Origin of the sequence: Dokdonella koreensis DS-123 (genome assembly GCF_001632775.1) — a bacterium.
In the GTDB taxonomy this organism is placed as follows: domain Bacteria; phylum Pseudomonadota; class Gammaproteobacteria; order Xanthomonadales; family Rhodanobacteraceae; genus Dokdonella; species Dokdonella koreensis.
In genome coordinates, this window is the sequence record NZ_CP015249.1 from 850862 (window position 1) to 876092 (window position 25231).

The following is a 25231-nucleotide window of genomic DNA, read 5'->3' on the forward strand; positions in this document are numbered from 1 at the left end:
CTAGAATCCCGCCCGAGGAACCATCGATGACATCCATTGCGTCCGCCGGCGCGCGCTTCCGCGCCGCCCTGGCCGAAGAAGCCCCGCTGCAGGTGATCGGCGCGATCAACGCCAACCATGCGCTGTTGGCCCGTCGTGCCGGCTACCGCGCGATCTACCTGTCCGGTGGCGGCGTCGCGGCCGGTTCGCTCGGCCTGCCGGACCTGGGCATCAACACGCTCGAGGACGTGCTGGTCGACGTGCGCCGGATCACCGACGTGTGCGAGCTGCCGCTGCTGGTCGACATCGACACCGGCTTCGGGCCGAGCGCGTTCAACATCGCGCGCACGGTCAAGTCGCTGATCAAGGCCGGCGCCGCCGCCTGCCACATCGAGGACCAGGTCGGCGCCAAGCGCTGCGGCCACCGGCCCGGCAAGGAAATCGTACCGGCGGCCGAGATGGCCGACCGCGTCAAGGCGGCGGCCGATGCCCGGACCGATCCGGCGTTCTTCCTGATCGCGCGCACCGATGCGATCCAGGTCGAAGGCGTGGACGCGGCGATCGAGCGCGCGATCGCCTGCGTCGAGGCCGGCGCCGACGGCATCTTCGCCGAGGCGGCCTACGACCTGCCGACCTACCGGCGCTTCGTCGATGCCGTCAAGGTACCGGTGCTGGCCAACATCACCGAGTTCGGCAAGACGCCGCTGTTCACGCGCGAGGAACTCGCATCGGCCGGCGTCGCGATCCAGCTCTATCCGCTGTCGGCGTTCCGCGCGATGAACAAGGCCGCCGAGACCGTCTACGAGGCGATCCGCCGCGACGGCCACCAGAAGAACGTGATCGACCTCATGCAGACGCGCGAGGAGCTCTACGACCGCATCGGCTACCACGCTTACGAGCAGCAGCTCGATGCGCTTTTCAGGAACGCGACGAAAGGAGGCTGATCCGATGAAAAGATCCTGGGCGCTGGTGGTGGTGCTCTCGGCAGGCATGCTGGCGGGCCCTGTGAGGGCGGCCGAAGTACCGATGCCGGACGAGACCGAGGTGGCCCGGGCGGTCGGCGAGCAGATCGACGGAACGGACGTATGCGTAGCACCGAAGCATTTGCCGGGCTTCGACGAGGACGGCCACGCGGTCCTCGCGAACACGCAGGCCTACTCCGGCCCCGATACGCGCCGGCAGATCGACACGCTGGTGCGCCTCAAGTACGCGACGACCGGCGAGCAGCCGAACACGAACGGTACGCCGTGGCAGACGCTGACGCTGACCGAGGCCGGACGCGAGGTGTTCGGCTGGAACGTCGGCAGGCCGGGCCGGTTGTGCTACGCCAAGCGCAAGCTGCACGACATCGCGCTGTACACGCCGCCGGTCGAGCGCGGCGGCTTCTGGATCGTGCGCGTGGTCTACCACTGGGTCGCGGTCCAGCCGACGGCCTGGAGCAAGCCGCTGCTGGAGGCCGGCCTGCTCGATCGGGACGCCGGTACGATCGCCGCGCCGCGCCGCGCGTCGGCCGCGCTGGTCCTGACGCAGCGTGGCTGGAAGGACGAGTCGTGGTTCGGCTACCCCACCGCCACGAAGGACTGAGCGGTACGCCGTGGCGGCGCGCCTCCGGGCGGCCGCGGCGAGGACGGGTGCCGGGTAGCGAGCACCCTGCTGTCAGGCCTCCATCGAGGTTGGCGAGATGAGTACATCGCATAGCGACAAGCCATCGGCGGCGCCGCGGATCGATCCGCGCGAGACCGCACGCAAGCTGCTGCAGACCGAACTGGACGGGCTGCCGGCGGACGAGCGCGCGGTGATCGAGCGCTTCATCGCGCGCCGCAGCGTCTCGCGCAACATCGTGCGCGAGTTCGAGAGCGGGCGCCGCCTCGGCGACCGGATCGCCGATCGCGTCGCGGCGGTCGGCGGCAGCTGGGCGTTCATCCTCGCCTTCCTGGCCGCGCTGGTCGTCTGGATGATCTTCAATACCTTCGTGCTCGCGCGCGAGGCCTTCGATCCGTATCCGTACATCCTGCTCAACCTGGTGCTCTCGTGCGTGGCCGCGATCCAGGCGCCGATCATCATGATGAGCCAGAACCGCCAGGCGGCGACCGATCGCCTCGGCGCGCAGCACGACTACGAAGTCAACGTCAAATCGGAACTCGAGATCATGCAGGTGCACGAGAAGCTCAACGCGCTGCGCGAGCGCGACTGGGCGGTGCTCGTCGAACTGCAGAACCGCCAGATCCAGATGCTGCAGCGCCTGATCGAGGCGCAGGCGGGCATCGGCACCGGTGGACCTACCCCACCCCACGACAGCGAAAGAGAACCCTCATGAGCGAAACCGCCATCCCGTTCAAACCGAAGAAATCCGTCGCGCTGAGCGGCACCGCCGCCGGCAACACGGCGCTGTGCACGGTCGGCCGCACCGGCAACGACCTGCATTACCGCGGCTACGACATCCTCGACGTCGCCACCGCCTGCGAGTTCGAGGAGATCGCCTACCTGCTCGTCCACGGCACCCTGCCCACGGTGGCGGAGCTGGCCGGCTACAAGGCCAAGCTCAAGTCGCTGCGCGGCGTGCCGGCCGCGGTCAAGGCGGTGCTCGAGCAGCTGCCGCCGTCGGCGCACCCGATGGACGTGATGCGCACGGCGGTTTCGGCACTGGGCTGCGTGGCGCCGGAGAAGGACGACCACAACCATCCCGGCGCGCGCGACATCGCCGACAAGCTGATGGCCTCGCTCGGGCCGATGCTGCTGTACTGGTACCACTACAGCCACAACGGCAAGCGCATCGACGTGGAGACCGACGACGACTCGATCGGCGGTCATTTCCTGCACCTGCTGCACGGCCGCAAGCCGTCGGACCTGTGGGTGCGGGCGATGCACACCTCGCTGATCCTCTACGCGGAGCACGAGTTCAACGCGTCCACCTTCACGGCGCGCGTGATCGCCGGCACCGGCAGCGACATGCACTCGTGCATCGCCGGCGCGATCGGCGCGCTGCGCGGCCCCAAGCACGGCGGCGCCAACGAGGTGGCGTTCGAGATCCAGAAGCGCTACGCGACGCCGGACGAGGCCGAGGCCGACATCCGCGCGCGCGTCGAGCGCAAGGAGGTCGTGATCGGCTTCGGCCATCCGGTCTACACCGTCAGCGACCCGCGCAACAAGGTCATCAAGGAGGTCGCGCGCGAGCTGTCGGCAGACCAGAAGAACCTGAAGATGTTCGACATCGCCGAGCGGCTGGAATCGACGATGTGGGAGATCAAGAAGATGTTCCCGAACCTGGACTGGTTCAGCGCGGTGAGCTACCACATGATGGGCGTGCCGACCGCGATGTTCACGCCGCTGTTCGTGATCGCGCGGACCTCCGGCTGGAGCGCCCACGTGATCGAGCAGCGCATCGACGGCAAGATCATCCGGCCCAGCGCCAACTACACGGGTCCCGAGGACCTCGCCTTCGTGCCGATCGACCGGCGCTAGGCGCGCCGGCCCGGCGGCGGACCGTTCCGGCGTCCGCCGCGGCCGCGCGGGGTTTCAGTCCAGCGTGCGCACCCGGAAGCTGCGGCCCTTGATGCGCCCGGCGCGCAGGCGCTGCAGGGCGGTGGCGGCGGTATCGGCACGGATCGCCACGCAGGTGCGCGTCGCGAACACCGCGATCTTCCCGATCACCTCGGCGTCCAGGCCGGCATCGCCGGTCAGGGCGCCGACGACGTCGCCGGGACGCAGCTTGTCCTGGCGGCCGGCGTCGATGCACAGCGTCCGCATCGTCGCCCGCAGCGGTGCGGCGGCCGTTGCGGCCGGCAACGGCGTCCAGCGCACGCGCGCGCCCTGGCGTGCCTCGATCGCGCCGATGCGCGGCATCTGCGCGGGCGCCACCAGGCTGATGGCGAGCCCGCTGCGGCCGGCGCGCCCGGTGCGGCCGATCCGGTGGACGTGGCTGTCGGCGTCGGAGGCGAGGTCGTAGCTGACCACCAGCGGCAGGTCGTCGATGTCCAGCCCGCGCGCGGCGACATCGGTGGCGGCCAGGATCACGCAGCTGCGGTTGGCGAACCGCACCAGGATGTCCTCGCGTTCGCGCTGTTCCAGGTCGCCGTGCAGCGCCAGCGCGCTGTGGCCCAGGCCACGCAGCCGTTCGGCGACGTCCTCGGTGTCGCGGCGGGTATTGCAGAACACCAGCACGGACGCCGGGCGCTGCGCGCCGAGCACCTGGACCAGGGCCTCGAAGCGGCGGGTCGCGTCGATCTCGTGGAAGCGCTGCTCGATCGTGTCGTCGGCATCGGTGACCGTGACTTCGGCCGGGTCGCGCTGCAGGTGCTCGCTGATCGTGCGGATCGGCGGCGGCAGGGTGGCCGAGAACAGCAGCGTGCGGCGCTGCCGCGGCAGGCTGACGGCGATGGCGTTGATCGCGTCGAGGAAGCCCATGTCGAGCATGCGGTCGGCTTCGTCCAGCACCAGCACGCGCACGCCGTCCAGCAGCAGGGCGCCGGCGTCGATCAGTTCCTGGATGCGTCCGGGCGTGCCGACGACGACATGCGGTGCATGGGTCAGCGAGGCCAGCTGCGGCCGCAGCGGAATGCCGCCGCACAGGGTCAGCAGCTTGAGGTTGGGGATGAAGCGGGCCAGGCGGCGGATTTCCTTGCTGACCTGATCCGCCAGCTCGCGCGTGGGGCAGAGCACCAGCGCCTGCACGGCGGTGATGGCGGGGTCGACGGCGGCCAGCAGGCCCAGGCCGAAGGCGGCGGTCTTGCCGCTGCCGGTGCGCGCCTGGACGATCGCGTCGCGCCCTTCCAGGATGGCCGGCAGGCTTTGTGCCTGCACCGGCGTCATCTGCGCGTAGTCGAGTGCGGCGAGGGCCTGCTGCAACGCAGGCGGGAGGGGCAGTGTCGAGAAGTCGGTCATGCGCCATGATCGCATCTTGGCGCGCGCGCGACAGGTTTCATCCGGTGCGCCGCGCGCTGCCGCCGCGCCGGGCAGCCTGGCGACGGTGACGCCGGCTCCGCCGGCAGTGCCCCGGCGTCGTCGGGCGGGGGCCCGCGGGACCGGCGCGGGGACCCGTCCGCGTGCGGCCGCGAGGCTACTTCTCGTAGCGGTAGTTGATGCCGGCGCGGTTGCCGTTGGTGGCGCTCTGCGCCTCGAAGTTCCAGCGACGGTGGAACAGGTAGCGCAGCGTGACGACCTCGCCGGGCTCGAAGATGCCGACGCCGTAGCTCAGGTAGAGCTTGGGCGACAGGTACTTGCCGACCGTGAACGCGGCGCCGCCCAGCGCGGCGTTGTCGGCGACGCCGATGTCGTCCACGCCCATGCGCTTGCCGATGCTCTTGGCCAGCAGGTCGCCGCCGGCGGTGCCGAGTGCGCGCGCGGCGGTGCCGAGCATGTCGCCTTCGCCGCTGCCCAGTGCCGACAGCGGCTTGCCGGTGACCAGGTAGGACAGCGCCTGCGACTGCTCCATGGCCGGCTCGGAGAACACCGTCAGCACCGGCAGGATCGCCGTGCCGCGGACCATCAGGCCGGCGGTGACGTCGTCGGCCTCGATCTTGCGCACCGCGCGGATGTCCAGGCCCGGGTTGTCGAGTGCCGTGCCGGCGAACAGCACCCGGCCGGTCTCGATCTTGAGATCCTGGCCATAGGCCTTGTAGGTGCCGCCGACGTTGAGCGTGCCGGTGCCGGTGGGCGCGCGGCCGGGCCGCTGGTTGATGCGCAGGTTGCCGGCGATCGTGCCGTCGAGGCCGAAGCCGGCCAGCTTGACCTGGTCGCCGAGTTCGACCGAGACGTTGACGACGACCGGCGGCGCCTGGCCCGGCTCGACCCGTTCGGCATCGGTGACGACCACGTCGGGCGAGGCCGCGCTGGCGCCGCCGCCCGGCAGCTTGCTGACGTCGACGTTCGCCTTCGGCACGGCGACCTTGCCGTTGACGTAGGTGCCGCTGGCGTTGCGCTCGATGCTGAGGTCCGGCGAGATCAGCACGTTGGCGGCGGGAATGTCGGCGGCCAGGAAGTCCTCGCCGCGGATGGTGATCGCCAGCGGCGCGGCGGCGGCCAGCCCGCCGTTGCCGTCGATCGTCAGCCGGCCCTTGCCGGAGCCGATGCCGCCCTGCAGGACGAAGCGGTCCGCCCCCTCGGCGCGCAGCGTGACCTGGCCGTCGTGCAGCTTGAGGCCGGCGATCGGCACTTCGGTCGCGAAGTCCTTGAGCGTCAGTGCGCCGGCCAGCTGCGGTGCCGACAGCGTGCCGCCGAGGGTGTAGTCGGCGGCGAGGCTGCCCTTGGTGTTGGCGACCTCGGTGGTCAGCAGCTCCAGGAAGGCGAGGCTCTTGAGGTCGAGCGTCACGCGGCCGCCGAGGTTCTGGTCGCTGCCGGGAGCGCCGCCGAGCTCGACGCGGCCGTCGAGGCGCCCGTCGTGGTCGAGGCCGGCCTTGACCGTGGCGACCGTCGCCGACGGCGAGAACCGTGCGTCGAGCGCGAAGCCGGTGTAGCTCAGCAGCGGCTGGGCGCCGGCCTCGACGTAGATCACGCTGCCTTCGGCCGAGGTCAGCGTGGCCTGGCCGTTCAGCGCGCCGGCGGCGTCGCGGCGGATGTCGCCCTCGCCGTTGATCTCGCCGCGCAGGCGCACCGGCGCGTCGGGCGCGGCCAGCCGTACCACGGTGCGCAGCGGCAGCTTCTCGATCCGGTAGCGGGCGGCCAGGCTGCCGTCGGCCGCGCCGTTGCCGCCGACGCACAGGCGCGCATCGGCGCCGGTCAGGCAGCTGTCGGCCAGCGTGAAGCGCTGGCCGTCCCAGCCCATTGCGGCCGGCGCCGCCAGATCGAAGCGGGTGGTTTCGCGCGGGCCGGCGATCGAAAGACCGAGCGTTCCCAGGCTGCCGTTCCAGCGACCGTCCTTGGCGCCGCCGGACAGCGCGAGCGTGATGTCGGCCGGCTTGCCGGCGCCGGCCAGGCGCAGGCGATGGCTGGCCTGGTTGCCTTCGGCCTCGACTGCCAGGCTGTCGAAACGCAGGTCGCCCTGGGTCAGGCCGGCGATCGTCACCGTGGCCTTGCCGGACGGATCCTCGAGATTGGCGACGTTGGCCGTGACGCCGAGCGTGTCGATGTGCAGGTCGCCGAACGCGATCGCGGTGCCGTCGGCGCGCCCGTCCACGTTCAGTGCCGGCCAGCGGCCGCGGATGCGGAAGTCGCCGCCGAGCCGCCCGCCGGCGTCGGGCAGCCAGTCGGCCAGGGAGGCGATGGCCAGCCGCAGGCTGGCATCGGTCTGGTTGCCGCCGCGGCCGGTCATCTCGACCGTGCTGCCGCCCGAGCGCAGTGTCAGGTTGCCGTCGACGATGAAGTCGGGCTTGATCGTCAGGTCGGCCTGCCCGCCGACCGGCCGCTGCCGCAGCGTGCCGCCGAGGCGGTCGATGCGCAGGGTGGTATCCGGGCCCTGGTCGGTCAGCGTGCCGGTGCTGGCGAGGTCGAAGTCGAGCGCGCCGGGCCAGTCGGCGGCGAACGCGCCGGGATCGAGGCGCTGCGCCTTGGCGCGGATGTCCCAGCCGATCGCCGGCTTGAGCGTGACCGTGCCGCTGGCATCGAGCCCGCCCTTGGGCTGGACCAGGGCCAGCGTCTTCAGCGCGACGGCCTCGGGCGTTCCATCGAGATCCAGCGTGATGTCGGCCAGTTGCCCCGGCGGTCCGACCGAAAGGCTGCCGCGCGCCGCATAGGCCGCCGCGCTGCCTTCCACGTCGAGCCTGCCGTGGCTGGCCAGGACCTGGCCGGCCAGCTCGGCCGGCAGTACGACGTCCTTCCAGTCGAGCGTGAGCGTCGCGCTGACCGGATCGGCCTTGAGCCGAACCTCGCCGTTCGCGTCCAGGCGGCCTTCGAAGTCGGGGCTGGTGATGCCGAGCGCCTCGATGCGCAGCAGCTCGTCGGTCAACGCGTAGCGCAGCGGCTCGATGTGCAGACGGCGTTCGTCGAGCGTCACGTCGCCCGCGAGGCTGCCCTGTCCGCGATCGCCTTCGCCGCGCAGCGCCACCGCGACGCCGGCCAGGCCGGCCTCGGGCGCCAGCACCTTGGGATCGAAGCGCGGCACGTCGAGGGCCAGCGTCCACGGCCAGCGCGCGTCCTGGCCGAGTGTCGCATCGAGCGTGGCCGCCATCGGCGTGTCGAGCCGGAGTGCCAGACGCGCCTGCTTGCCGTCGCTGTCGGCGTCGAGCGTGCCGGCGTACTCGGCGTCGCCGGCGCGCCAGCGGAACGTCGTGCGGCCCTTGCCGGCATAGCCTTCGCGGGTGGTCAGCGTGCCGTCGAGGTCGACGCTGCCGTCGGGCGCGCGCAGCGCGAGCTGGCGCACCGTGATGCCCGCGCCGGTCCAGGCGGCAGCCAGGTCGAGGCTGTCGGCGGCGAACAGCGGCTGGCCGTCCTGGCTGATCTTCGCGCCGCGCAGCGCGAATCGTTCCAGCGCGATGTCCAGCGGCGGCTGCAGCGAGAACGTGCCGGCCGGCTCCTCCGGCTTCGGCGGCAGCGTGGTCAGCGCGACGTCGACCGCCTCGACGGCGAGGTCCTGGACGACGACGCGCCGGCCGAGCAGCGCGGTCAGTGCCAGGTCGACCGAGAGCGTGCCGATGTGGGCATCGACGCCGGCCTCGGCATCGCGATAGCGCACGCCTTCGAGCCGCAGCAGGCCGGCCAGCGTGCCGCTGCTGCGCTCGACGATGAGCTTGCCGTCGAGCGCCGCCTCGGCGCGAGCCAGGACGAACCGTGCGCCGGCGCCGGTGTTGAGCAGCCACAGCACGGCCAGCAGCACGAGCACCAGCACGATCAGCAGCGCGATTCCGATCCGCTTGAACCATTTCATAGGTCGGGCCCGATGATGATGTGCAGCTCCACGCCGCTGGCGTGCTTGTCGCCGATCGGGGTGCCGAGGTCGACCCGCACCATGCCCACCGGCGAGCGCCAGCGCAGGCCGAAGCCGGCGCCGACCTTGAGGTCGAAGTTGCCGCCGGAGAACGCATCGCCGCTGTCGACGAAGGCGGCGGCGCCCCAGTTCGGCGAGAAGTAGTACTCGTACTCGGCGCTGGCGACCACCAGCTGCTTGCCGCCGATCACGTCGTCCTCGTCGTTGCGCGGGCCGACGGTCTGGAATGCATAGCCGCGGATCGAGCGGTCGCCGCCGGCGAAGAAGCGCAGCTCCGGCGGCAGGCGGTCGAAGTTGCTGACCTGGGTATAGCCGAGCGAGCCGCGCGCGATGAAGCGGCTGTTGTCGCCGAGCCCGCGGATCCACTTGGCGTCGGCGGTGACCTGGGCGAAGCTGGTGTCCGACAGCAGCGACTCGGTGCCGGCGCGGCCGGCGAAGGTCAGCGACCAGCCGCGGCGCGGGAAGTTGAGGTCGTCGGCGCGCTTCTTGGAGAACGAGATCTCCGGATAGAGCAGGGTGGTCGAGCCCTTGACGTCGGCGACCTTGAAGTCGCCGGTCAGGAAGTTGACGCCGACCGTCCGCAGCCAGCCGTGCCAGATCCGGGAATCGTTGGCGGTCAGGCGCAGCGTCTTGGACTGGCTGGTGTCGGTATCCTCGTCGCGGTAGGTCGCGCCGAAGTTGTAGGCGTGGTTGTCCGGCCCCGGCAGCGGGATCTGGTAGAGGCCGGTGATCGTGCTGAGCCGCTGCGCCAGCAGCGCCTCGAAGTTGAGCTTGTGGCCGCGGTCGTTGACCCAGCGGCGCTCGACGCCGCCGCGCACGCCCGGCCCGGTGTCGGTGCCGATGAAGACACCGCCGGTGTAGACGGTGCGCTTGGCCGGCGCCAGCATGACGTCGATCGGTACCACCCCGTCGGCGGCGGCCTCGACATTCGGTTGCACCTGGGCGATCGCGAAATAGTTCGCATCGACCAGCCGTTGCTGGAACGCCAGCAACTGGTCCTGCGAGTAGTAGTCCTTGCCCGGCTCCCACGGGATGTAGCGGGTCATGAAGTCGTCGGCGAACTGGCCGCCCTCGAAGCGCGTCTCGCCGAAGCGGTAGCGGTCGCCGGCCTTCCAGCCCAGGTGGATCTGGGCGGTATTGCTGGACCGGGTGACGTCCACGCGATGGGTGTCGATCGTCGCGTCCAGGTAGCCGCTGCCGAACAGGGCCGAGGAGATCGTCGCCTTGCTGCGCTCATAGGCGGCATGGTCGAGCGGGTGGCCGATGCCGGGCTCGAAGCCGGCACGGGCCCGGTCGATCGCGCGGATGCCCTCGGTTTCGCCGTCGATGCGCAGGTCGACATCGGTCACGCGGACCGGCTCGCCGGGCTTGATCTCGATGACCGCGGTGAAGGTGTCGCCGGCCTGCTTGAGCTCGCCCTGGACGGACACGTTGTAGTAGCCGTACGGCTCCAGCGCGGCCTGGATCTGGCCTTCGGCGCGGTTGTACAGGCGCCGCGCCTGCGCCGGGCTGACGTCGCGGGTGGCGTACTGCTGCAGCTCCAGGCGTGCCAGGGCGGCCTCGCGCAGCGGACCGTCCAGGCCTTCGAGCTGCACGGCCAGCCGCGCGCCGGCAGCGGGGCCGGCCAGCAGCAGGGTGGTGGCGGCCAGGGCGGCCGCGCAACCGGGGTGGCGTGGGTAGGTCATGCAGGGCGCCATCGGGACCGGGTCCGGACCTTATAGCAAACGCGGCGGCCCGATGGTGCTGGGCGTTGCGCACCGTTTCAATTGCTTGCAGGTCGCGGCCGCGGCGCGCCGGGCCGTTCAGCCAGCGGCGTCGCCGGAGCGGTGCGCGACCCAGGCGCCGATCAGCGCCGAAACGTACGGGATCGACTGCGCGGCGAGGATCGCGATCCACAGCTTGCCTTCGACGTAGTTGAAGCCGACCGAGTGGACCATGCCGACGATGCAGGCGGCGAGCGCGACCAGCATCAGCCCCTCCTCGCGCACGGCGGTGAACGGGCTGGGCTTGACCCCCAGGCGGCGGCTCTTGGCGGTGCGGATGAACTCGCCCTTCTTCTGCCACAGCCCCTGGAAGATGCCGCGCGCGATCGCGTGCGACAGGCCCATGCTGGCGATCGAGGCCATGATCGTGTCCTTCCACGAACACGGCACGCGTACCCGGTACAGCACGATGCCGAACACCGCCTTGCAGACGAAGAAGCCGATGATCGGCACCAGGAACAGCTGCAGCGGCAGCGCGAAGTACTGCGGCCAGCCGACCATGCCGACCGTCCAGGCGATCGCCATCAGCGTGAACACCAGGTGCAGCGCGTCGGCGAACCACGAGAACCAGCCGGTCAGGAAGTGGAACTTCTGGCCGCGGCTCAGGGGGCTGTCGCCGGAGACCATCCAGTCCCAGCGCGCCTTCATGATCTGCATCGCGCCGAACGCCCAGCGGTAGCGCTGCGACTTGTAGGCCTTGAAGTCGGCCGGCGTCAGGCCCTTGCCGATCGCCTCGTCGACGTAGACCAGGTCGTAGCCGGCGTGCATCAGGCGCAGGCCGAGCTCGGCGTCCTCGCAGATCGTCCATTCCGACCACGAGCCGGTGTCCACCAGCGTGGCCTTGCGCACCATCGTCATCGTGCCGTGCTGGATGATCGCGTTGCGCTCGTTGCGGTGGTGCATGCCGATACGGAAGAAGCCGTCGTACTCCCAGTTGCACATGCGCCGGAACGCGTTGTGCTCCCAGTCGCGGTGTGCCTGCGGGCACTGCACGACGGCGACCTTCGGGTCGCGGAAGTAGCCGGTCAGCGCGCGCAGCCAGTCCTTGCGCACCTCGTAGTCGGCGTCGACCACGGCGATGACCTCGGCGCGCGGATCGGTCACGGTCAGGCCGTAGTTGAGCGCGCCGGCCTTGAAGCCGGGCCAGGGTTCCAGGTGGAAGAAGCGGAAGCGCGGCCCGTGCTTCTCGCAGTAGGCCTCCAGCGGCTTCCAGACCTCCGGGTTGCGGGTGTTGTTGTCGATCACCAGCACCTCGAAGTTCTCGTAGTCGAGCGCGGCCAGCGAGTCGAGCGTGAGGATCACCATTTCCGGCGGCTCGTTGTAGCAGGCCAGGTGGATCGACACGAACGGCTGCGGATCGCCGGGCTGCGGCGTCAGCAGGCCGAAATGCCGGATCCAGCGAGGGCGCCAGATCACCTCGGTGAACTCGAAGCCGTTGATCAGCAGGACCAGGATGATCGCGAACTGCGCCGGCAGCAACAGCGTCAGCATCGTCCAGTCCAGCGGACTCAGGTAGAAGTCGTACGGCAGCGTCGCCGACCAGACCAGCAGGGTGCCGCCGAGCTGGATCAGGACCAGGAAGAACCACAGGCCCGCCGTGCGGAACCGCATGAAGTGGCGGGCGAACCAGAACATCGGCAGCAGCGCCAGTAGCGAGGCGGCGGCCGCCTTCCACGGCCAGGTGGTGTCCTCCACGACCGAGCCGGTGAACGCGAACTTCGGCTGGCGATTGGCGTTGAGCACGCCCCAGTAGGCACCGGCGCGGCCCTCGTTGGCCTCCTTCCACGGCTGGTCGAACGCTTCCATGACGTAGTAGTCGATGTTCTCCCGGGCGGCCAGGTTGAACCACTCGCGCAGGAACTGCGCCTCGTTGGCGAGGGTCGGGCGCGCGTACTCCTTGCGGTCGCCGTTGGACGGCCAGCCGATCTCGCCGATGACGACCGGCTTGTCGGGGAACAGCCGCTTGAGCTGCTGGTACTGGCCCAGCGTGAAGCCGATCGCGTCCTTGCGTGGGATCCGCTCCCAGTACGGCAGCAGGTGCACGGTGATGAAGTCGACGTGGCGCGCCAGCTCGGGATTGCGCTCCCAGACGAAGAACGGCTCGGCGGTCGAGACCGGGATGTCGAGCTGCGCGCGAGCCCGGTCGAGATAGCCGATCAACTGGTCGACGCTGACGTCGCCGCGCAGCACCGATTCGTTGCCGACGATCGCGCGCTCGATGTTGTCGTACTTGCGCGACAGCGTGACCAGGGCTTCGAGTTCGCGGTCGTTGTGATCGGCGCGCCGGTCGAGCCAGGCGCCGGCCATCACCTTCATGTCGTACAGCCGCGCCAGGCGCGGAATCTGCGGGCTTTCCAGCGACGCGTAGGTACGGATGCGCCGCGTGTACTGCGCCATCAGGCGGATGTCGCCGGCCAGTTCCGCCTCGCTCGGGTAGATGTCCTTGGTCGGATCCTGGTAGCGCTGGAACGCGCTGAACGCGAAGCCGCCGACCTGGCCGTTCCAGTCGGCGATCGGCGTGGGCCGGTTGAGCCAGGCCCACAGGCCGAAGTTCAGCACCGCGATGGTCAGGCTGAGCGCCAGCGCCCGCCAGAACGATTTCTGCACGGGTGCGGTCTGGGCGGTCGGGGTCAAGCGGCGGCCTCGGCGTAGCGAAGGCGCGGATGCCGCGCCACACAAAGGGCGTCAGGATAGCCCAAGCGCCTGAATACCCTCAATCGAGCGGTTCGGATCGGAACGGCGGACGGCCGCAGCCGGCCACCGGCGCGGCTATTCCAGCGTCGACCGGTCGATCCAGGAGAGGTCCTGGTCGGCCGAGCAGACGACGACATCGTCCAGGTAGCCGCAGCCGGCCGAGCGCTCGCCGTGCGCGGCCAGCAGGCGGCCGATGTCCTCGCTGCTGCGGAACAGGTAGAGCGTTCCCGGCTCCCGGATGCCGCGCGTGGCCTGTTCGCGCTCGTGTCGGCAGTCCTTGGCCTTGCGTGCGAGATAGGCGCTGTTGGTCGGCCTGTTCAGGCGCGCCGCGACCCAGTCGATCTGGAGTTCGCGCCAGCGGGTGCCGGGTACGCCGAGGCCATAGAGCCCGCCGCACTCGAACGACGGAAACTGGAACAAGCGCTGGTGCCGGGCGATCAGGTCCTCCCAGGCGGCGACGTCGATCTGGGGCCCGGCGGCCGTCGCCGAGGCGGTGCGCACCTCCCGCTGCATCGGCGCGACATCGGCGATCTGCAGCACGGCGGCCAGGGCCAGCAGGGCGGTTGCGGCCGGCGGTCGATAGTGGCGCGCGACCGCCACGATGCAGCCGGCCACCAGCGCATAGACGGCCAGCCAGACGAAGCGGCCGGAGCCGCGCAGGTTCGACAGCGCCGACTGCACGACCTCGGGCAGTGGCAGATGCACCAGTTCCCAGGCACCGAAGCCGATGCGATGGGAGATCGCGAACAGCAGCGTCACGACGAGCGCGATCGCCAGCACCGCGTGGCGACGAAGGCCGGTCCGCCATCGGCGCAGCGCCGGCAGCGCCGCCAGGCACAGCAGCACGACGCCTGCCCCGAGATAGCTGCCGCCTTCCCATTGGTGCAGGTCCCGCGGACTGGGGTGCGCGGTCTGCAGCCAGTGTCCGGTGGTGGTGCCCGGGAATGGCACGAAGGGTGACAGCAGGTTGAGCGAGTACCGGCCGTAGTCGCCGGGATTCTCGGTCGGAAGCGCGTGCAAGCCGCTGGCGCCGAGCACGGCCAGGCCGGTGAGCAGCATCGCCGCCAGGCGCAGCAGGATCCCGCGAAGATCGAGACGGCCCTCGCGCCAACCGTCCAGGAGCGTCACCAGCACGAGGATGCCGGTCATCGCGGCGATGTAGGGGCTGATCCACAGGGAAACGACCGGAATCGCGCAGAGGCCGATCCAGCCCGCGCGCGCCAGGCGATCCCGCTTGGCCTGGACGTAGCCGGTCAAGGCGAAGAGGATCAGGAAGTGGGCGAGCAAGGTGGCATGGCCGAAGCGTAGGAACAGCATCGGCAGGTAGCTCAGCAGCGCGATGCCGGCCAGGTGCTGCAGCGGCCGGCGCACGTCCAGCGCCGCCAGCAGGCGGGACGCGGCGACGACCTGCACGAAGAAGCACAGCGCGACCCAGGCCCCGAGATAGATCGGCGGCAGTGCCTCGGGCGGCCACAGCAGGCCGACGAGCGCCTTGGCCGGCACCGCGAACAGCGGCAGGCTGTCCGACAGCAGGACGTTGCCGCCTTCGGGCAGGTGATAGTTGCCGATCGCCAGCAGCGGCCAGCGCCAGCTGTCGCGCGCGTAGTAGAACCAGCCGATCTGGCCTTGCGCAGCATCGCCGGAGGGCTGCTGCCAGAACGGCCCGAGACCGGTCACGTAGCCCGCACTCAGCGTGGCGCAGGTGAACAGGACGGCCGCCAGCACGACGACGAGCCGGCCGGCAGGCCATGGATGCCCGGCGTCCGGCCGCGCCACCGAGGTCATGCGCGTCTCCCCATATCAGCGTGGAACCGGCCGGCCATCACCGGGGTGCCTGCGCCGTCTCGGCCCTTGCATGCCGACGAGGGCCTGCAGGCGCCGCGGCGCCGGTGCGCGCGCATCGTCGTTTTGGAGGCTCGGCCGGAAAGCACGGCGGCGGCGTGCTCAGTCGGTGGCGGGCGCCGGGCGGCGGTTCCGCGTGCGGATCCGGTCGACCAGGATCGGCGCCAGCGCCAGCGTCGCCATGCCGAGCATCGGCAGCACCACGTCGCGCTGGGCGACCAGGCCCAGGCCGAGGCGGCCGTCACGCGCCAGCGAAGCGGCGATGCCGGCGCCGAGACTGGTCTCCACGGCCGTCATCACCGCTCCGCCGACGGTGCTGGTGGCGAGGAAAAGCCCGAGCGGACAGCGCAGCCAGGCCAGCGCGACCGTCACCGCCCCGTACGGGAAGAACGACACCAGGCGCAGGAACAGCGTGTAGCTGACCGGGTGGGCATGGTAGCCCGTGCGAATGCGTGCGATCAGCGGTGGCGGTGGCCGATCCGCGCCGGCGAAGGCGTGCCGGCTGGCGAGGAACAGCACGCTGGTGCCGAGGATCAGGCCGATCGTCGAGAGCAGCGTGCCTTGCAGCACGCCGAACAGCATGCCGCCGGCCAGTACGATCAGCACCGCACCGGGCAGGCCGGTCGCCGCCGCGACCGTCATCGCCGCGACCTGGATCAGGCCGGCCGCGACCGGGTGGGCGGCGATCTGCCGGTGCAGGTCGCCCTGGCGATCGAGCAGGCCCGTCGGATGGAACCGGTCCAGCATGCCCGACGCGTACAAGGCGACGCCGGCGGCGATCAGCAGGAACAAGGGCAGGGCGGAGCGCAGGCGCTTCATCGGAATCGGGACAGGGAAGGCGGGACGTGGCGCGGGACGCCGCGCAGCGGCCGTCGAGGATACCGGCTTTGCCGGCCGGACTCGACGTCGCGCCCGCCGCGCGATGCCGTTCCGCGTCGATCGCGCTCCGGTGCCCGATTGCAACGGCGATCAGCGCAGCGTCGCGTAGACGGTGACTTCCTCGCGGTCGTGGTAGAGCTGGCGTGCGCGCCAGTCCAGGCGCTTGCCGGCGCCGGCGGCGGCTTCCGCGACGCGCTCGCGGCAGAGCATCACCTCGTCGTAGCGCTTCTTCATCGGCAGCTTGAGATTGAACACGGCGTGCCGGCACCAGCCGGCCGCCAGCCAGTCGCCGATGCGCGCGGCCACCCGTCGCGGCTGCTCGACCATGTCGCAGACCAGCCAGTCGACCGGGCGCGCCGGCTGATAGCGGAAGCCGTCCTCGCGCCGGTGGTCGACCAGGCCCGATTCGAGCAGGCCGGCATCCATCGGCCCGTTGTCGACGGCGGTGACGTGGATCGAACGCCGGGCCAGCTGCCAGGTCCAGCCGCCCGGCGCGGCCCCCAGATCGACCGCGCTCATGCCGGGCCGCAGCCAGCGCTCGCGCTCGCCGGCGTCGAGCAACACGAAGAAGGCTTCCTCGAGCTTCAGTGTGGAGCGGCTCGGCGCGCCGCGCGGGAAGCGCAGGCGCGGGATGCCGCCGGGCCAGGGGGCGCTGTGCGCGACATCGGCCACCGCCACCAGGGCGGTGGCCGGATCGAGCAGGCCCAGGTGCAGCCGCCAGCGCGAGTCGGCCGCGATCAGACGCTCGCGCTTCATCGCCACGATCAGGGCGGTGTTGAGCGCCCGGCACAGGCCGGAGAGTTCGCGCCCTTCGGTGCTGTCGGGCGATTCGATCCAGGCGTCGGCGAACGTCAGGCCGGTGGCACGGATGGCCGGCATCAGAACGGCGAGCCGATCGGTGGCCGGCAATCGATCGACGCGCGCGTGCAGCCGCAGCCATTGCCGGGCGAAGATCAGCGCGTCCGTGCGCAAGGCCCGGTCGTAGCGCGTGGCCGATGCCTCGTCGGCCAGGATGAACTCCACGTAGCCGCTGTCGCGCCGGGCCCGGGCGTAGCCGCCGGTCGCCAGGGCGGCGTCGCGGGCGGCCAGCTCCTGCGCACAGTCGTTCTCGAAGCCGGGGCGGCACCAGGCCAGGAAGCCGTCGATGGGGCGACGGGGAAGCGCGGTGTCGGGCATGGAGGCTGCAGGATCCGGAGGAGTGGCCGGATTATCGTTCATGCATCGCGGCCAGGCATGGCGAGGCCCGCCACGGGTCAGTACATCGCTCCGCCATCGCGCGCGTAGCGGTGCAGCACCTCGCGGGCTTGGTCGCGCAGGATGTCGCGGTGGACGGTGATGCCGCGGCGCTGCAGCTCGCCGATCCAGTCGGCCGGCAACGGGCCTTCGTCGAACGTGGTCAGCGTCATGACGTCTTCGGACCGCGCGCCGATCAGCAGCGCGTCGACGCCGGCCCAGACCGTCGCGCCGTAGCACTGGCAGCACGGCTGCGAGCTGGTGGCCAGCACGTAGCGGCTGCCGTCCTCGTTGAGGCGCTTGCGCTGCAGCCGTTGCTGCGCGGTCATGTAGGCCATCATCTCGGCATGGGCGACCGAGCAGGCCTGCGGCACGACCCGGTTGACGCCGACGCCGACCACGCGGCCGTTCGCATCGAACACTGCCGCGCCGAACGGGCCGCCGGTCCGATGGTCGATGTTGAGCCGCGACAGCGCGATCGCGAGCCCGACCTGGGCTTCGTCGCCGGCATAGGTCTGCTGCAGATCGACCGCATCGGTGATCCAGGCGGGCAGGGTCAGGTGGACCTGGAGGTAGAGCATCAGCGCACCTCGCCGCCGTCGGTGACGTGGGTACAGCGCTCGGCGACGCAGCGGCAGCCGCTGATGACCGGGTAGCCGCAGACGCCGGACATGCCGGTCCGCGCGCATTCGGCGGCGACGCGCTCGGGAAAGGTCGGGCTGTCCTTGTTGACGCAGGCCGGATAGTGGCCGCAGCAGTTGCCGACGTCCTTCACGGCGCAGTCGGCGTCGACCTTGCAGCGGTAGTCGACCTCGGCCGCGGGCGCCGGCGTGGCCGTCGCCGCCGGCGCCACCGCATGCGCGCAGCCTGCCAGGCCGGCCAGGCACACGGCGAGCACGGCCAGGCGGAGGCTCATTTCGCGGTCCTGGCCCAGGTGTCGCGCAGGGTGACCACGCGGTTGAAGACCGGCGTGGCGGCACCGTGGTCGTGGCGATCGGCGACGAAGTAGCCCAGGCGCTCGAACTGGTAGGTGGATTCGTTCGTGACGCGCGCGAGCGAAGGCTCCAGCCAGCCGCGCACGACGCGCTTGGACGCCGGGTTGAGATGGTCGCGGTAGGTCTTGCCGCCGCTGTCGTCGTCGGGCGCCGGCGCGTCGAACAGGCGGTCGTAAAGGCGCACCTCGGCTGCGAGCGCGTGCCGCGCGCTGACCCAGTGGATCGTCCCCTTGACCTTGCGGTCGGCGCCCGGCCGGCCCGGCCGGGTGTCGGCGTCCAGCGTGCAGCGAAGCTCGACGACCGTGCCGTCGTCCTGCTTGACGACCTCCTCGCAGCGGACGATGCCCACGCCGCGCAGGCGCACCTCGCCGCCAGGCACCAGGCGATGGAAGCCCTTGGACGGGGTCTCCATGAAGTCCTCGCGCTCGATCCACACGGTATTCGAGAACGGCACGTCGCGGTTGCCGGCGGCCTCGTTCTTGGGGTGGTTGGGAAAGCTCAGCGTTTCGACGTGGTCGTCGGCCAGGTTGGTGATGGCCAGCCGCACCGGATCGAGCACCGCCAGGCGCCGCGGTGCCTGCGTGTCCAGCGCCTCGCGGACGCAGCCTTCGAGCACGCCGACATCGATCACGCTGTTCTGCTTGCTGATGCCGACGCGCTCCCAGAACGCGCGGATCGCGGCGGCCGGGAAGCCCCGGCGACGGGCGCCAGCCAGCGTCGGCATGCGCGGATCGTCCCAGCCGTCGACCAGCCGGTCCTGTACCAGGGCCATCAGCTTGCGCTTGCTCATCACGGTGTAGTCGAGATTGCCGCGCGAGAACTCGATCTGCTGCGGCCGGCTCGGCTCGCAGCGGATACCGACCGCGCGCAGCGGCTCGGTGAGGTCCCGATCGCCCGGCAGGTCGAGCTGGTCGAGGCACCAGTCGTACAGCGGCCGGTGGTCCTCGAACTCCAGCGTGCACAGCGAGTGCGTGATGCCCTCGACCGCATCGGAGATGCAGTGCGCGTAGTCGTACATCGGATAGATCGGCCAGGCGTCGCCGGTGTTCTGGTGGGTCACCTTGCGGATGCGGTAGAGCGCCGGGTCACGCAGGTTGATGTTGCCGCTGCGCATGTCGATCCGCGCGCGCAGGGTTCGCGCGCCGTCCGGGAACTCGCCGGCGCGCATGCGCCGGAACAGGTCGAGGTTCTCCTCCACCGAACGGGTGCGGTACGGCGAGTCGCGGCCGGGCTCGGTCAGCGTGCCGCGGTACTCGCGCACCTGCTCGGCCGAGAGGTCGCAGACGAAGGCCTTGCCGTTCCGGATCAGCTTCTCGGCGCAGCGGTAGAACACCTCGAAATAGTCCGAGGCATGGCGCAGTTCGTCCCAGCTGAAGCCGAGCCAGCGGACGTCGTCCTGGATCGCCTGGACGTACTCCACGTCTTCCTTGACCGGGTTGGTGTCGTCGAAGCGCAGGTTGCAGGCACCGCCGAACTCGCGGGCGAGCCCGAAGTTCAGGCAGATCGACTTGGCGTGGCCGATGTGCAGGTAGCCGTTGGGCTCCGGCGGAAAGCGCGTGGCCACGCGTCCGCCGTGCTTGCCGGCGGTACGGTCGTCCAGGACGATCTGGCGAATGAAGTGGTTGGGGGGAGGCGATTCGCTCATGCGCGTGGGTCGACGGGCAAAGGCGCAAGTCTACCCGCTGGGCTCGCGGGCGTCGCCGGATTGACGGGCGGGCTCGGGCCGGTCCGCGCCGGGTCCGGACGCCGGGTGCCGCATCGACGTGCTCTTGCGACTGCGCCGGCGTTGAAACGGCCGCTCGATCCAGGCGTAGGACAGGTGCGCGACGAGAAGCGTCGCCGGCAGGACCAGTGCCAGCAGCGCCCAGAATCGGGCGGCCGGAGGCATCGATTCGGGGATGTGCGGCAGGATCGGGATCAGGATCGGCATGTGCCACAGGTAGATGCCGAAGCTGGTCTTGCCGAGGTATCTCAAGAGCCGGTTGTCGAGCAGGCCGCTGCCCGGCCGTGCGTTCCAGGCGGCGGCCAGGAGCACCGGAACCAGGCAGGCGCTGAACAGCCCATGCCACACGTACAGCAAGGGATGGCCGGACCAGTAGCTGTCGGCCACCCGGATCATCGCGCCGCCGAGCAGCACCATCCCGGCGACGCCGCCCCAGAACCACGCGGCCGGGTATCGCGGGCGCCAGTTGCGCTGCGCGGCGGCTACGAATGCCGCGCCGGCCAGCATGCCGATCACGAACTGGTCGATGCGGCCGGGCAGCCGCTCGATTTCGGCGATGCGTATCGGGATGGGGGCCGAAGCGTTCACCGCGGAGGCCCACAGGCGGTAGCCGATCGCGATGACCAGCGCGGCGAGCAGCAGCCAGGGCCAGCGCCTGCGATCGATCAGAGGGGCGATCAGCGGCAGGACGAGATAGAACGAGAACTCGATCGGCAGCGTGAACCAGACGCCGACCAGCGGCGCGATCCAATCCGTTCCGATGTTGAACCAGAGGAAGAGATGTCCCAGCAGCTCGCGGCCGCTCAGCAGGCGGCCGTGGCCGAGCACGAGCGCGAGCAGCAGCAGAACGGCCAGCTGGACGAGATAGGCCGGGTAGATCCTCAGCGCCCGCCGCACCAGGTAGCGCCCCGTGTCCGGCTTCGGAGCGCCGGCATAGCGCCAGCGCGCATAGGGCAGGACCAGGAGGAAGGCCGACAGGCAGAAGAACACGTCCACGCCGGCCCACCCCATCATCAGGAAGGCCTCGAGTCCGAACGGCGCCGTCTCGGTGAGGCGCAGGCTCGGCAGGCCGGTCATCATCCACACGTGAAACAGCAGGACCCACAGCGCGGCGAAGCCGCGCAGGCCGTCCAGGGCGGGGATCGCGCCAGCGGGGGCGGCAGGCGGAACGGATCGCGGGGCTGCGTCGTCGGTGTGCGGGATGGCATCGGGCGCCCGCGCATCCGGACCCGGGCGCATCAGTCGGGCCAGGCCGGGGCCGCTTCGCGCAGGCGCAGCCGGACCGGGCCGCGCGCATGGCGGATGTCCACGGCGGCCTCGCCCTGCGTGGCATCGAGGATGCCGGCCTCGATCATCGTCGTGGCGACAGTGCGCAGCGGCCGCATCAGGTCGCGCCAGTCGCAGCCGATGCGCAAGGCGACGCTGCGGGCTGCATCGTGGATGTCGATCGTGGTCCCGGTTCCGCGAGCACCGAGCATCTGCAAGACGCAGGCCCGGATCGTGTCGGAAAGCTCGTCGTCGGGAAGCTGGACCATGAAGACCGGGATCTGGCGTGGCGGATCGGCGCGGCGGATCATGCGCCGATCCTCCGATGGCGTCCAGATCGTGCCGGCGTCGACTGGACCGCCCGGCCGGCTTTGCGGCAAAGTGCGTGCGTGAAGATCGCCTGCCGCTCCGATTCGCTGATCGATGCCCATCTGCGCAAGGGGGTGCTCGAGGCGGGCGGTGTCCGCGCCCACGTCGGCGGCGAGTACCTTTCCGGCGCGCTCGGCGAGATGCCGGCCTGCGGTCTCTACGTCGTGTGGGTGGACGACGCCGACCTGGCCTCGGCGAAACGGTTGCTGGCCGAGCTGGACGGTGATCCCGGCGATCTGCCGGCGGACGATGACGACCTGACCGAGCTGCTGGCTTGACCGCGACGCCGGCCGTTCCGCGCGACGCGGTCTGGCAGATGGGCGCGGGTGCCGCGCTGATCAGCACGACGAGCATCTTCGTCCGGCTGGCGGACGTGGGCCCGAATGTCTCGGCGTTCTACCGGATGCTGTTCGGTGCGGTGATGCTGCTGGCCGGGCTGCTGGTCCTGCGGCAGTGGCGGCCGGTGAAGCTGCGCGAGGCCGGCTGGCTGCTGCTGCCCGGCGTCGCCTTCGCGGTGGACCTGATGCTCTGGCACCGCAGCATCCACCAGGTCGGGCCGGGTCTGGCCACCTTGCTGGGCAACTTCCAGGTGTTCCTGATGGCACTGGCCGGCGTGCTGATCTACCGCGAGCGGATCGGCGCCGCCTTCGCTGCCGGCACCGCGCTGGCGCTGGTCGGTCTCTACCTGCTGGTCGGCCTGGACTGGTCCCGGTTCGGCGCCGAGTACCGCCAGGGCGTGGTGTTCGGCCTGCTGACCGGCGTGGCCTACGCGGTCTACCTGCTGACGACGCGCCACCTGCAACGCAGCGGCCAGGTGACGCTGGCACCGGCACAGCTGATCTGCGTGACCTCGTGGATCTGCGCCGGCGTGCTCGGCACGTCGATGCTCGCCAACGGCGAGAGCTTCGCGATCCCGGACCTGGGCTCGCTCGGCGCGCTGCTGGGCCTGGCCTTCTTCGGGCAGGTGCTGGGCTGGATCCTGCTGGTGCGGGCGATGCCGCGCCTGCCCGCCTCGCTGGTCGGCCTGCTGCTGTTGCTGCAGCCGGGCCTCTCGTTCGTGTTCGACGTGATCGTGTTCGCGCGCCCGACCCGCGGCATGGACTGGCTGGGCGTGGGGCTTTCGCTGCTCGGCATCTTCATCGGCTCCTGGCGGCCGGCATCGCCCAGGACCTGAACCTGCCGATACCGGCATGGTCTTCCGGATTGGGCGTATAGACGTCTATACGCCTATTGACGGGACGTCGTCGCCTGCGTAGAGTGCGCCCACTCATCGCGACCGGTCGAGACACTGGGTCTGAGACGCCGGGGCAACCGCGACCTATGTCGCATGGTGCCAATTCCAGCGGGGATGTCCGGCATGGGCCGGGCCCCGGGAGATGAGCGGCCGCGCCTCGTGCGCGCTGCTCCGGTCGCGCAGCCCGAATCCAGGAGCCTCGCGTGGCCGCTGTGCTTTCCCTCGACGTTCCAGCCGATATCGCCGGGTGTCCCGCGCCCGAGCGCGGCGTCCTGCGGCTGCCGGCGTTCCGGCTGGCCGGCGGGATCACGCTGGCCGATGCGCAGCTGGCCTGGCAGGCCTGGGGCGCACCGGCGGGGCCGGTCGTCGTGGTCCTGGGCGGCATCTCGGCGGGGCGCGATCCGGGCCGCTGGTGGGCGTCCCAGTGCGGTCCAGGCCGGGCGCTCGACCCGCGCGTGCTGCGCATCGTCTCGATCGACTGGCTGGGCGGTGCCGATGCCTCGAGCGGGCCGGTCGCCGGCGCCGCGACGTTCCCGGCGATCGACAGCGTCGACCAGGCGTCGGCGATCCTGGCCGTCCTCAACCACCTCGGCATCGCGCGCATCGCGCTTGCGATCGGCGCCTCGTACGGCGGCTGCGTCGTGCAGCACCTGGCACGCCTGGCCGGCGAACGGATCGGGCGTGCTGTCGTGATCAGCGCCGCTCATCGGGCCGGCGCCTGGGCGCAGGGCCTGCGCGCGCTGCAGCGCGCGCTGGTGGCCGAAGCGGCACCGGAGCGGCAGCAGGCGGCGCTGGCCCAGGCCCGGCAGCTGGCGATGCTGAGCTACCGCACGCCGCGGGAGCTGGAGGCGCGCTTCGGCGAGGCCGAGCCGGAACGGGGCATCCATGGCTGGCTCGACGCGCACGGCGAGCGGTTCGCGGCCCGCTTCCCGGCACAGGCTTTCCTGACGCTGTCGGCATCGCTCGACGCGCATCGCTGCCGGCCCGAGGCGATCGCCGTTCCGGTCACCCTGGTCGGCGTGCGCGACGACCTGCTGGTGCCGGTGCAGTCGCTGCGTGCGTTCGCCGACCGGCTGGGCGCGGCCTGCACGCTGGTGGAGTTCGATTCGATCTACGGTCACGACGCCTTCTTGAAGGAGGACGAGACCATCGCCGGGATTTTCCGGCAGGCGCTGGTTGCGGAGGAATGCGCATGAGTTCCCTGTCTCTCGATACGATCGCGGTGCGCTCCGGCGTCGACAGCGACACCGCCCACGGCGCGGTCATGCCGCCGCTGTACCTGTCCACCAATTTCAGCTTCGCCGGATTCGGCCAGAAGCGCGCCTACGACTACACCCGTTCGGGCAATCCGACGCGAGACACGCTCGCCGGCGCCCTGGCCGAGCTGGAGGGCGGGCAGGGCGCCGTGGTGACGGCGAGCGGCATGGCCGCGGTGGCGCTGGTCGCTGCCGCGCTGCTCGAGCCGGGGGATCTGCTGGTTGCGCCGCACGATTGCTACGGCGGTACCTGGCGCCTGTTCAACGCCCAGGCCCAGCGCGGTCTCTATCGCGTCCAGTTCGTCGATTTCCACGATCCGCGCGCGCTCGCCGCCGCACTGGCCGACGGTCCCAAGCTGGTCTGGATCGAGACGCCGTCCAACCCGCTGCTGCGCATCACGGACATCCGCCACGTCGCCGAGACCGCGCATGAGGCCGGCGCGCTGGTGGTCGTCGACAACACCTTCCTGTCACCCCTGCTGCAGCAGCCGATCGCGTTGGGGGCCGATGCCGTCGTGCACTCGACGACGAAGTACCTGAACGGCCATTCCGACGTGGTCGGCGGCGCGGTGATAGGGCGCGATGCGGCGTTGACCGAGCGGCTGGCGTGGTGGGCCAACTGCCTCGGGCTGACCGGCGCGCCGTTCGACAGCTACCTCACCTTGCGCGGCCTGCGCACGTTGAAGGTGCGCCTGGATCGCCACGAAGCGAACGCGCGCGTGCTGGCCGAGCGCCTGCAGGCGCATCCGGCGGTTCGCGCCGTCCACTATCCGGGCCTGGCGAGCCATTCCGGGCACGTGCTCGCGCGCCGCCAGCAGAGCGGGTTCGGCGCGATGCTGAGTTTCGAACTCGAAGGCGGCGTGGCCGCGGCGCGCGCCTTCGTCGAAGGACTGGCGTGCTTCACGCTGGCCGAATCGCTCGGTGGCGTCGAGAGCCTGGTCTGTCACCCAGCCGGAATGACCCATGCGGCGATGGCGCCTGAAGCGCGGGCCCGTGCCGGCATCGCCGATGGCCTGCTGCGGCTGTCGGTGGGCATCGAGGACGAGGGCGACCTGGCGCGCGACGTCGAGGCCGCGCTCGGTCGCGTCGAAGCGGTGGTCGGCTCGGCGCGCGCGGCTTCCGCCGCCTAGGCCGAAAACCC

The 25231-nt window shown here is 70.8% G+C and carries 20 protein-coding genes and 1 riboswitch; of the genes, 8 read left to right on the forward strand and 12 right to left on the reverse strand.

What is annotated here, in order from left to right; genetic code table 11:
• The first annotated feature begins 26 nt into the window (after positions 1–26).
• The 4 genes from prpB to prpC all read left to right on the forward strand — a co-directional run bounded on the left by prpB (position 27) and on the right by prpC (position 3441).
• Positions 27–923 carry a methylisocitrate lyase gene (prpB, locus tag I596_RS03320; protein WP_067644170.1) on the forward strand — a complete coding sequence of 299 codons (897 nt, stop codon included), beginning with the start codon at positions 27–29 and terminating at the stop codon, positions 921–923.
• A 4-nt stretch (positions 924–927) separates the two neighbouring features.
• Complete coding sequence (locus tag I596_RS03325) at positions 928–1563, forward strand: hypothetical protein (RefSeq protein WP_150131989.1); 636 nt, start codon at positions 928–930, stop codon at positions 1561–1563.
• Positions 1564–1660: 97 nt separating this feature from the next.
• Entirely contained in the window at positions 1661–2296 is a 636-nt protein-coding gene (locus I596_RS03330) for a DUF1003 domain-containing protein (RefSeq protein WP_067644175.1), read from the forward strand.
• Positions 2293–3441 (forward strand): bifunctional 2-methylcitrate synthase/citrate synthase, encoded by a 1149-nt coding sequence (gene prpC, locus I596_RS03335; RefSeq protein ID WP_067644178.1) that lies wholly within the window; start codon positions 2293–2295, stop codon positions 3439–3441. The genes I596_RS03330 and prpC overlap by 4 nt, the downstream gene beginning before the upstream one ends.
• Before the next feature lie 54 nt (positions 3442–3495).
• On the opposite strand, the gene dbpA is transcribed toward prpC, so the two are convergent.
• From dbpA to I596_RS18680, 12 genes are all read right to left on the reverse strand, one after another.
• Positions 3496–4860, reverse strand: coding sequence for an ATP-dependent RNA helicase DbpA (gene dbpA / locus I596_RS03340; protein ID WP_067644181.1), 1365 nt, complete (start codon positions 4858–4860; stop codon positions 3496–3498).
• Positions 4861–5035: 175 nt separating this feature from the next.
• Entirely contained in the window at positions 5036–8776 is a 3741-nt protein-coding gene (locus I596_RS03345; RefSeq protein ID WP_067644184.1) for a translocation/assembly module TamB domain-containing protein, read from the reverse strand.
• The gene (locus tag I596_RS03350; RefSeq protein ID WP_067651371.1) at positions 8773–10521 is read right to left on the reverse strand and encodes an autotransporter assembly complex protein TamA; all 1749 of its coding nucleotides are present in this window, start codon (positions 10519–10521) and stop codon (positions 8773–8775) included. The genes I596_RS03345 and I596_RS03350 overlap by 4 nt, the downstream gene beginning before the upstream one ends.
• A 117-nt stretch (positions 10522–10638) precedes the next feature.
• Positions 10639–13233, reverse strand: coding sequence for a glycosyltransferase family 2 protein (locus I596_RS03355; protein WP_067644187.1), 2595 nt, complete (start codon positions 13231–13233; stop codon positions 10639–10641).
• A 135-nt stretch (positions 13234–13368) separates the two neighbouring features.
• On the reverse strand, positions 13369–15078 hold the full coding sequence (locus tag I596_RS03360; protein ID WP_067644190.1) for a DUF6311 domain-containing protein: 1710 nt from the start codon (positions 15076–15078) through the stop codon (positions 13369–13371).
• A 159-nt stretch (positions 15079–15237) separates the two neighbouring features.
• Complete coding sequence (locus I596_RS03365; RefSeq protein ID WP_067644193.1) at positions 15238–15954, reverse strand: TVP38/TMEM64 family protein; 717 nt, start codon at positions 15952–15954, stop codon at positions 15238–15240.
• Between the two features lie 150 nt (positions 15955–16104).
• Entirely contained in the window at positions 16105–17160 is a 1056-nt protein-coding gene (gene rlmM, locus I596_RS03370) for a 23S rRNA (cytidine(2498)-2'-O)-methyltransferase RlmM (protein WP_067651374.1), read from the reverse strand.
• Positions 17161–17267: 107 nt separating this feature from the next.
• Positions 17268–17828 carry a deaminase gene (locus tag I596_RS03375; RefSeq protein WP_067644196.1) on the reverse strand — a complete coding sequence of 187 codons (561 nt, stop codon included), beginning with the start codon at positions 17826–17828 and terminating at the stop codon, positions 17268–17270.
• Complete coding sequence (locus I596_RS03380) at positions 17828–18163, reverse strand: hypothetical protein (RefSeq protein WP_067644198.1); 336 nt, start codon at positions 18161–18163, stop codon at positions 17828–17830. Before I596_RS03380 ends, I596_RS03375 begins: the two co-directional genes overlap by 1 nt.
• On the reverse strand, positions 18160–19887 hold the full coding sequence (locus I596_RS03385; RefSeq protein ID WP_067644201.1) for a glutamine--tRNA ligase/YqeY domain fusion protein: 1728 nt from the start codon (positions 19885–19887) through the stop codon (positions 18160–18162). Before I596_RS03385 ends, I596_RS03380 begins: the two co-directional genes overlap by 4 nt.
• A gap of 30 nt (positions 19888–19917) precedes the next feature.
• Entirely contained in the window at positions 19918–21204 is a 1287-nt protein-coding gene (locus I596_RS03390) for an acyltransferase family protein (protein WP_067644204.1), read from the reverse strand.
• Positions 21204–21542 (reverse strand): DUF3253 domain-containing protein, encoded by a 339-nt coding sequence (locus tag I596_RS18680; RefSeq protein WP_190278976.1) that lies wholly within the window; start codon positions 21540–21542, stop codon positions 21204–21206. Before I596_RS18680 ends, I596_RS03390 begins: the two co-directional genes overlap by 1 nt.
• Before the next feature lie 78 nt (positions 21543–21620).
• Between I596_RS18680 and I596_RS18685 the strand changes: the two genes are divergently transcribed.
• The 4 genes from I596_RS18685 to metB all read left to right on the forward strand — a co-directional run bounded on the left by I596_RS18685 (position 21621) and on the right by metB (position 25220).
• Positions 21621–21878, forward strand: coding sequence for a putative signal transducing protein (locus I596_RS18685; protein ID WP_190278977.1), 258 nt, complete (start codon positions 21621–21623; stop codon positions 21876–21878).
• Positions 21875–22774 (forward strand): DMT family transporter, encoded by a 900-nt coding sequence (locus tag I596_RS03405; RefSeq protein WP_223303908.1) that lies wholly within the window; start codon positions 21875–21877, stop codon positions 22772–22774. Before I596_RS18685 ends, I596_RS03405 begins: the two co-directional genes overlap by 4 nt.
• Before the next feature lie 90 nt (positions 22775–22864).
• Positions 22865–22983, forward strand: a riboswitch (SAM riboswitch).
• A gap of 54 nt (positions 22984–23037) precedes the next feature.
• Positions 23038–24030, forward strand: coding sequence for an alpha/beta fold hydrolase (locus I596_RS03410; RefSeq protein WP_190278978.1), 993 nt, complete (start codon positions 23038–23040; stop codon positions 24028–24030).
• Positions 24027–25220, forward strand: a complete 1194-nt coding sequence (metB, locus tag I596_RS03415) for a cystathionine gamma-synthase (RefSeq protein ID WP_067651382.1) — start codon at positions 24027–24029, stop codon at positions 25218–25220. Before I596_RS03410 ends, metB begins: the two co-directional genes overlap by 4 nt.
• The last annotated feature ends 11 nt before the right edge of the window (positions 25221–25231 follow it).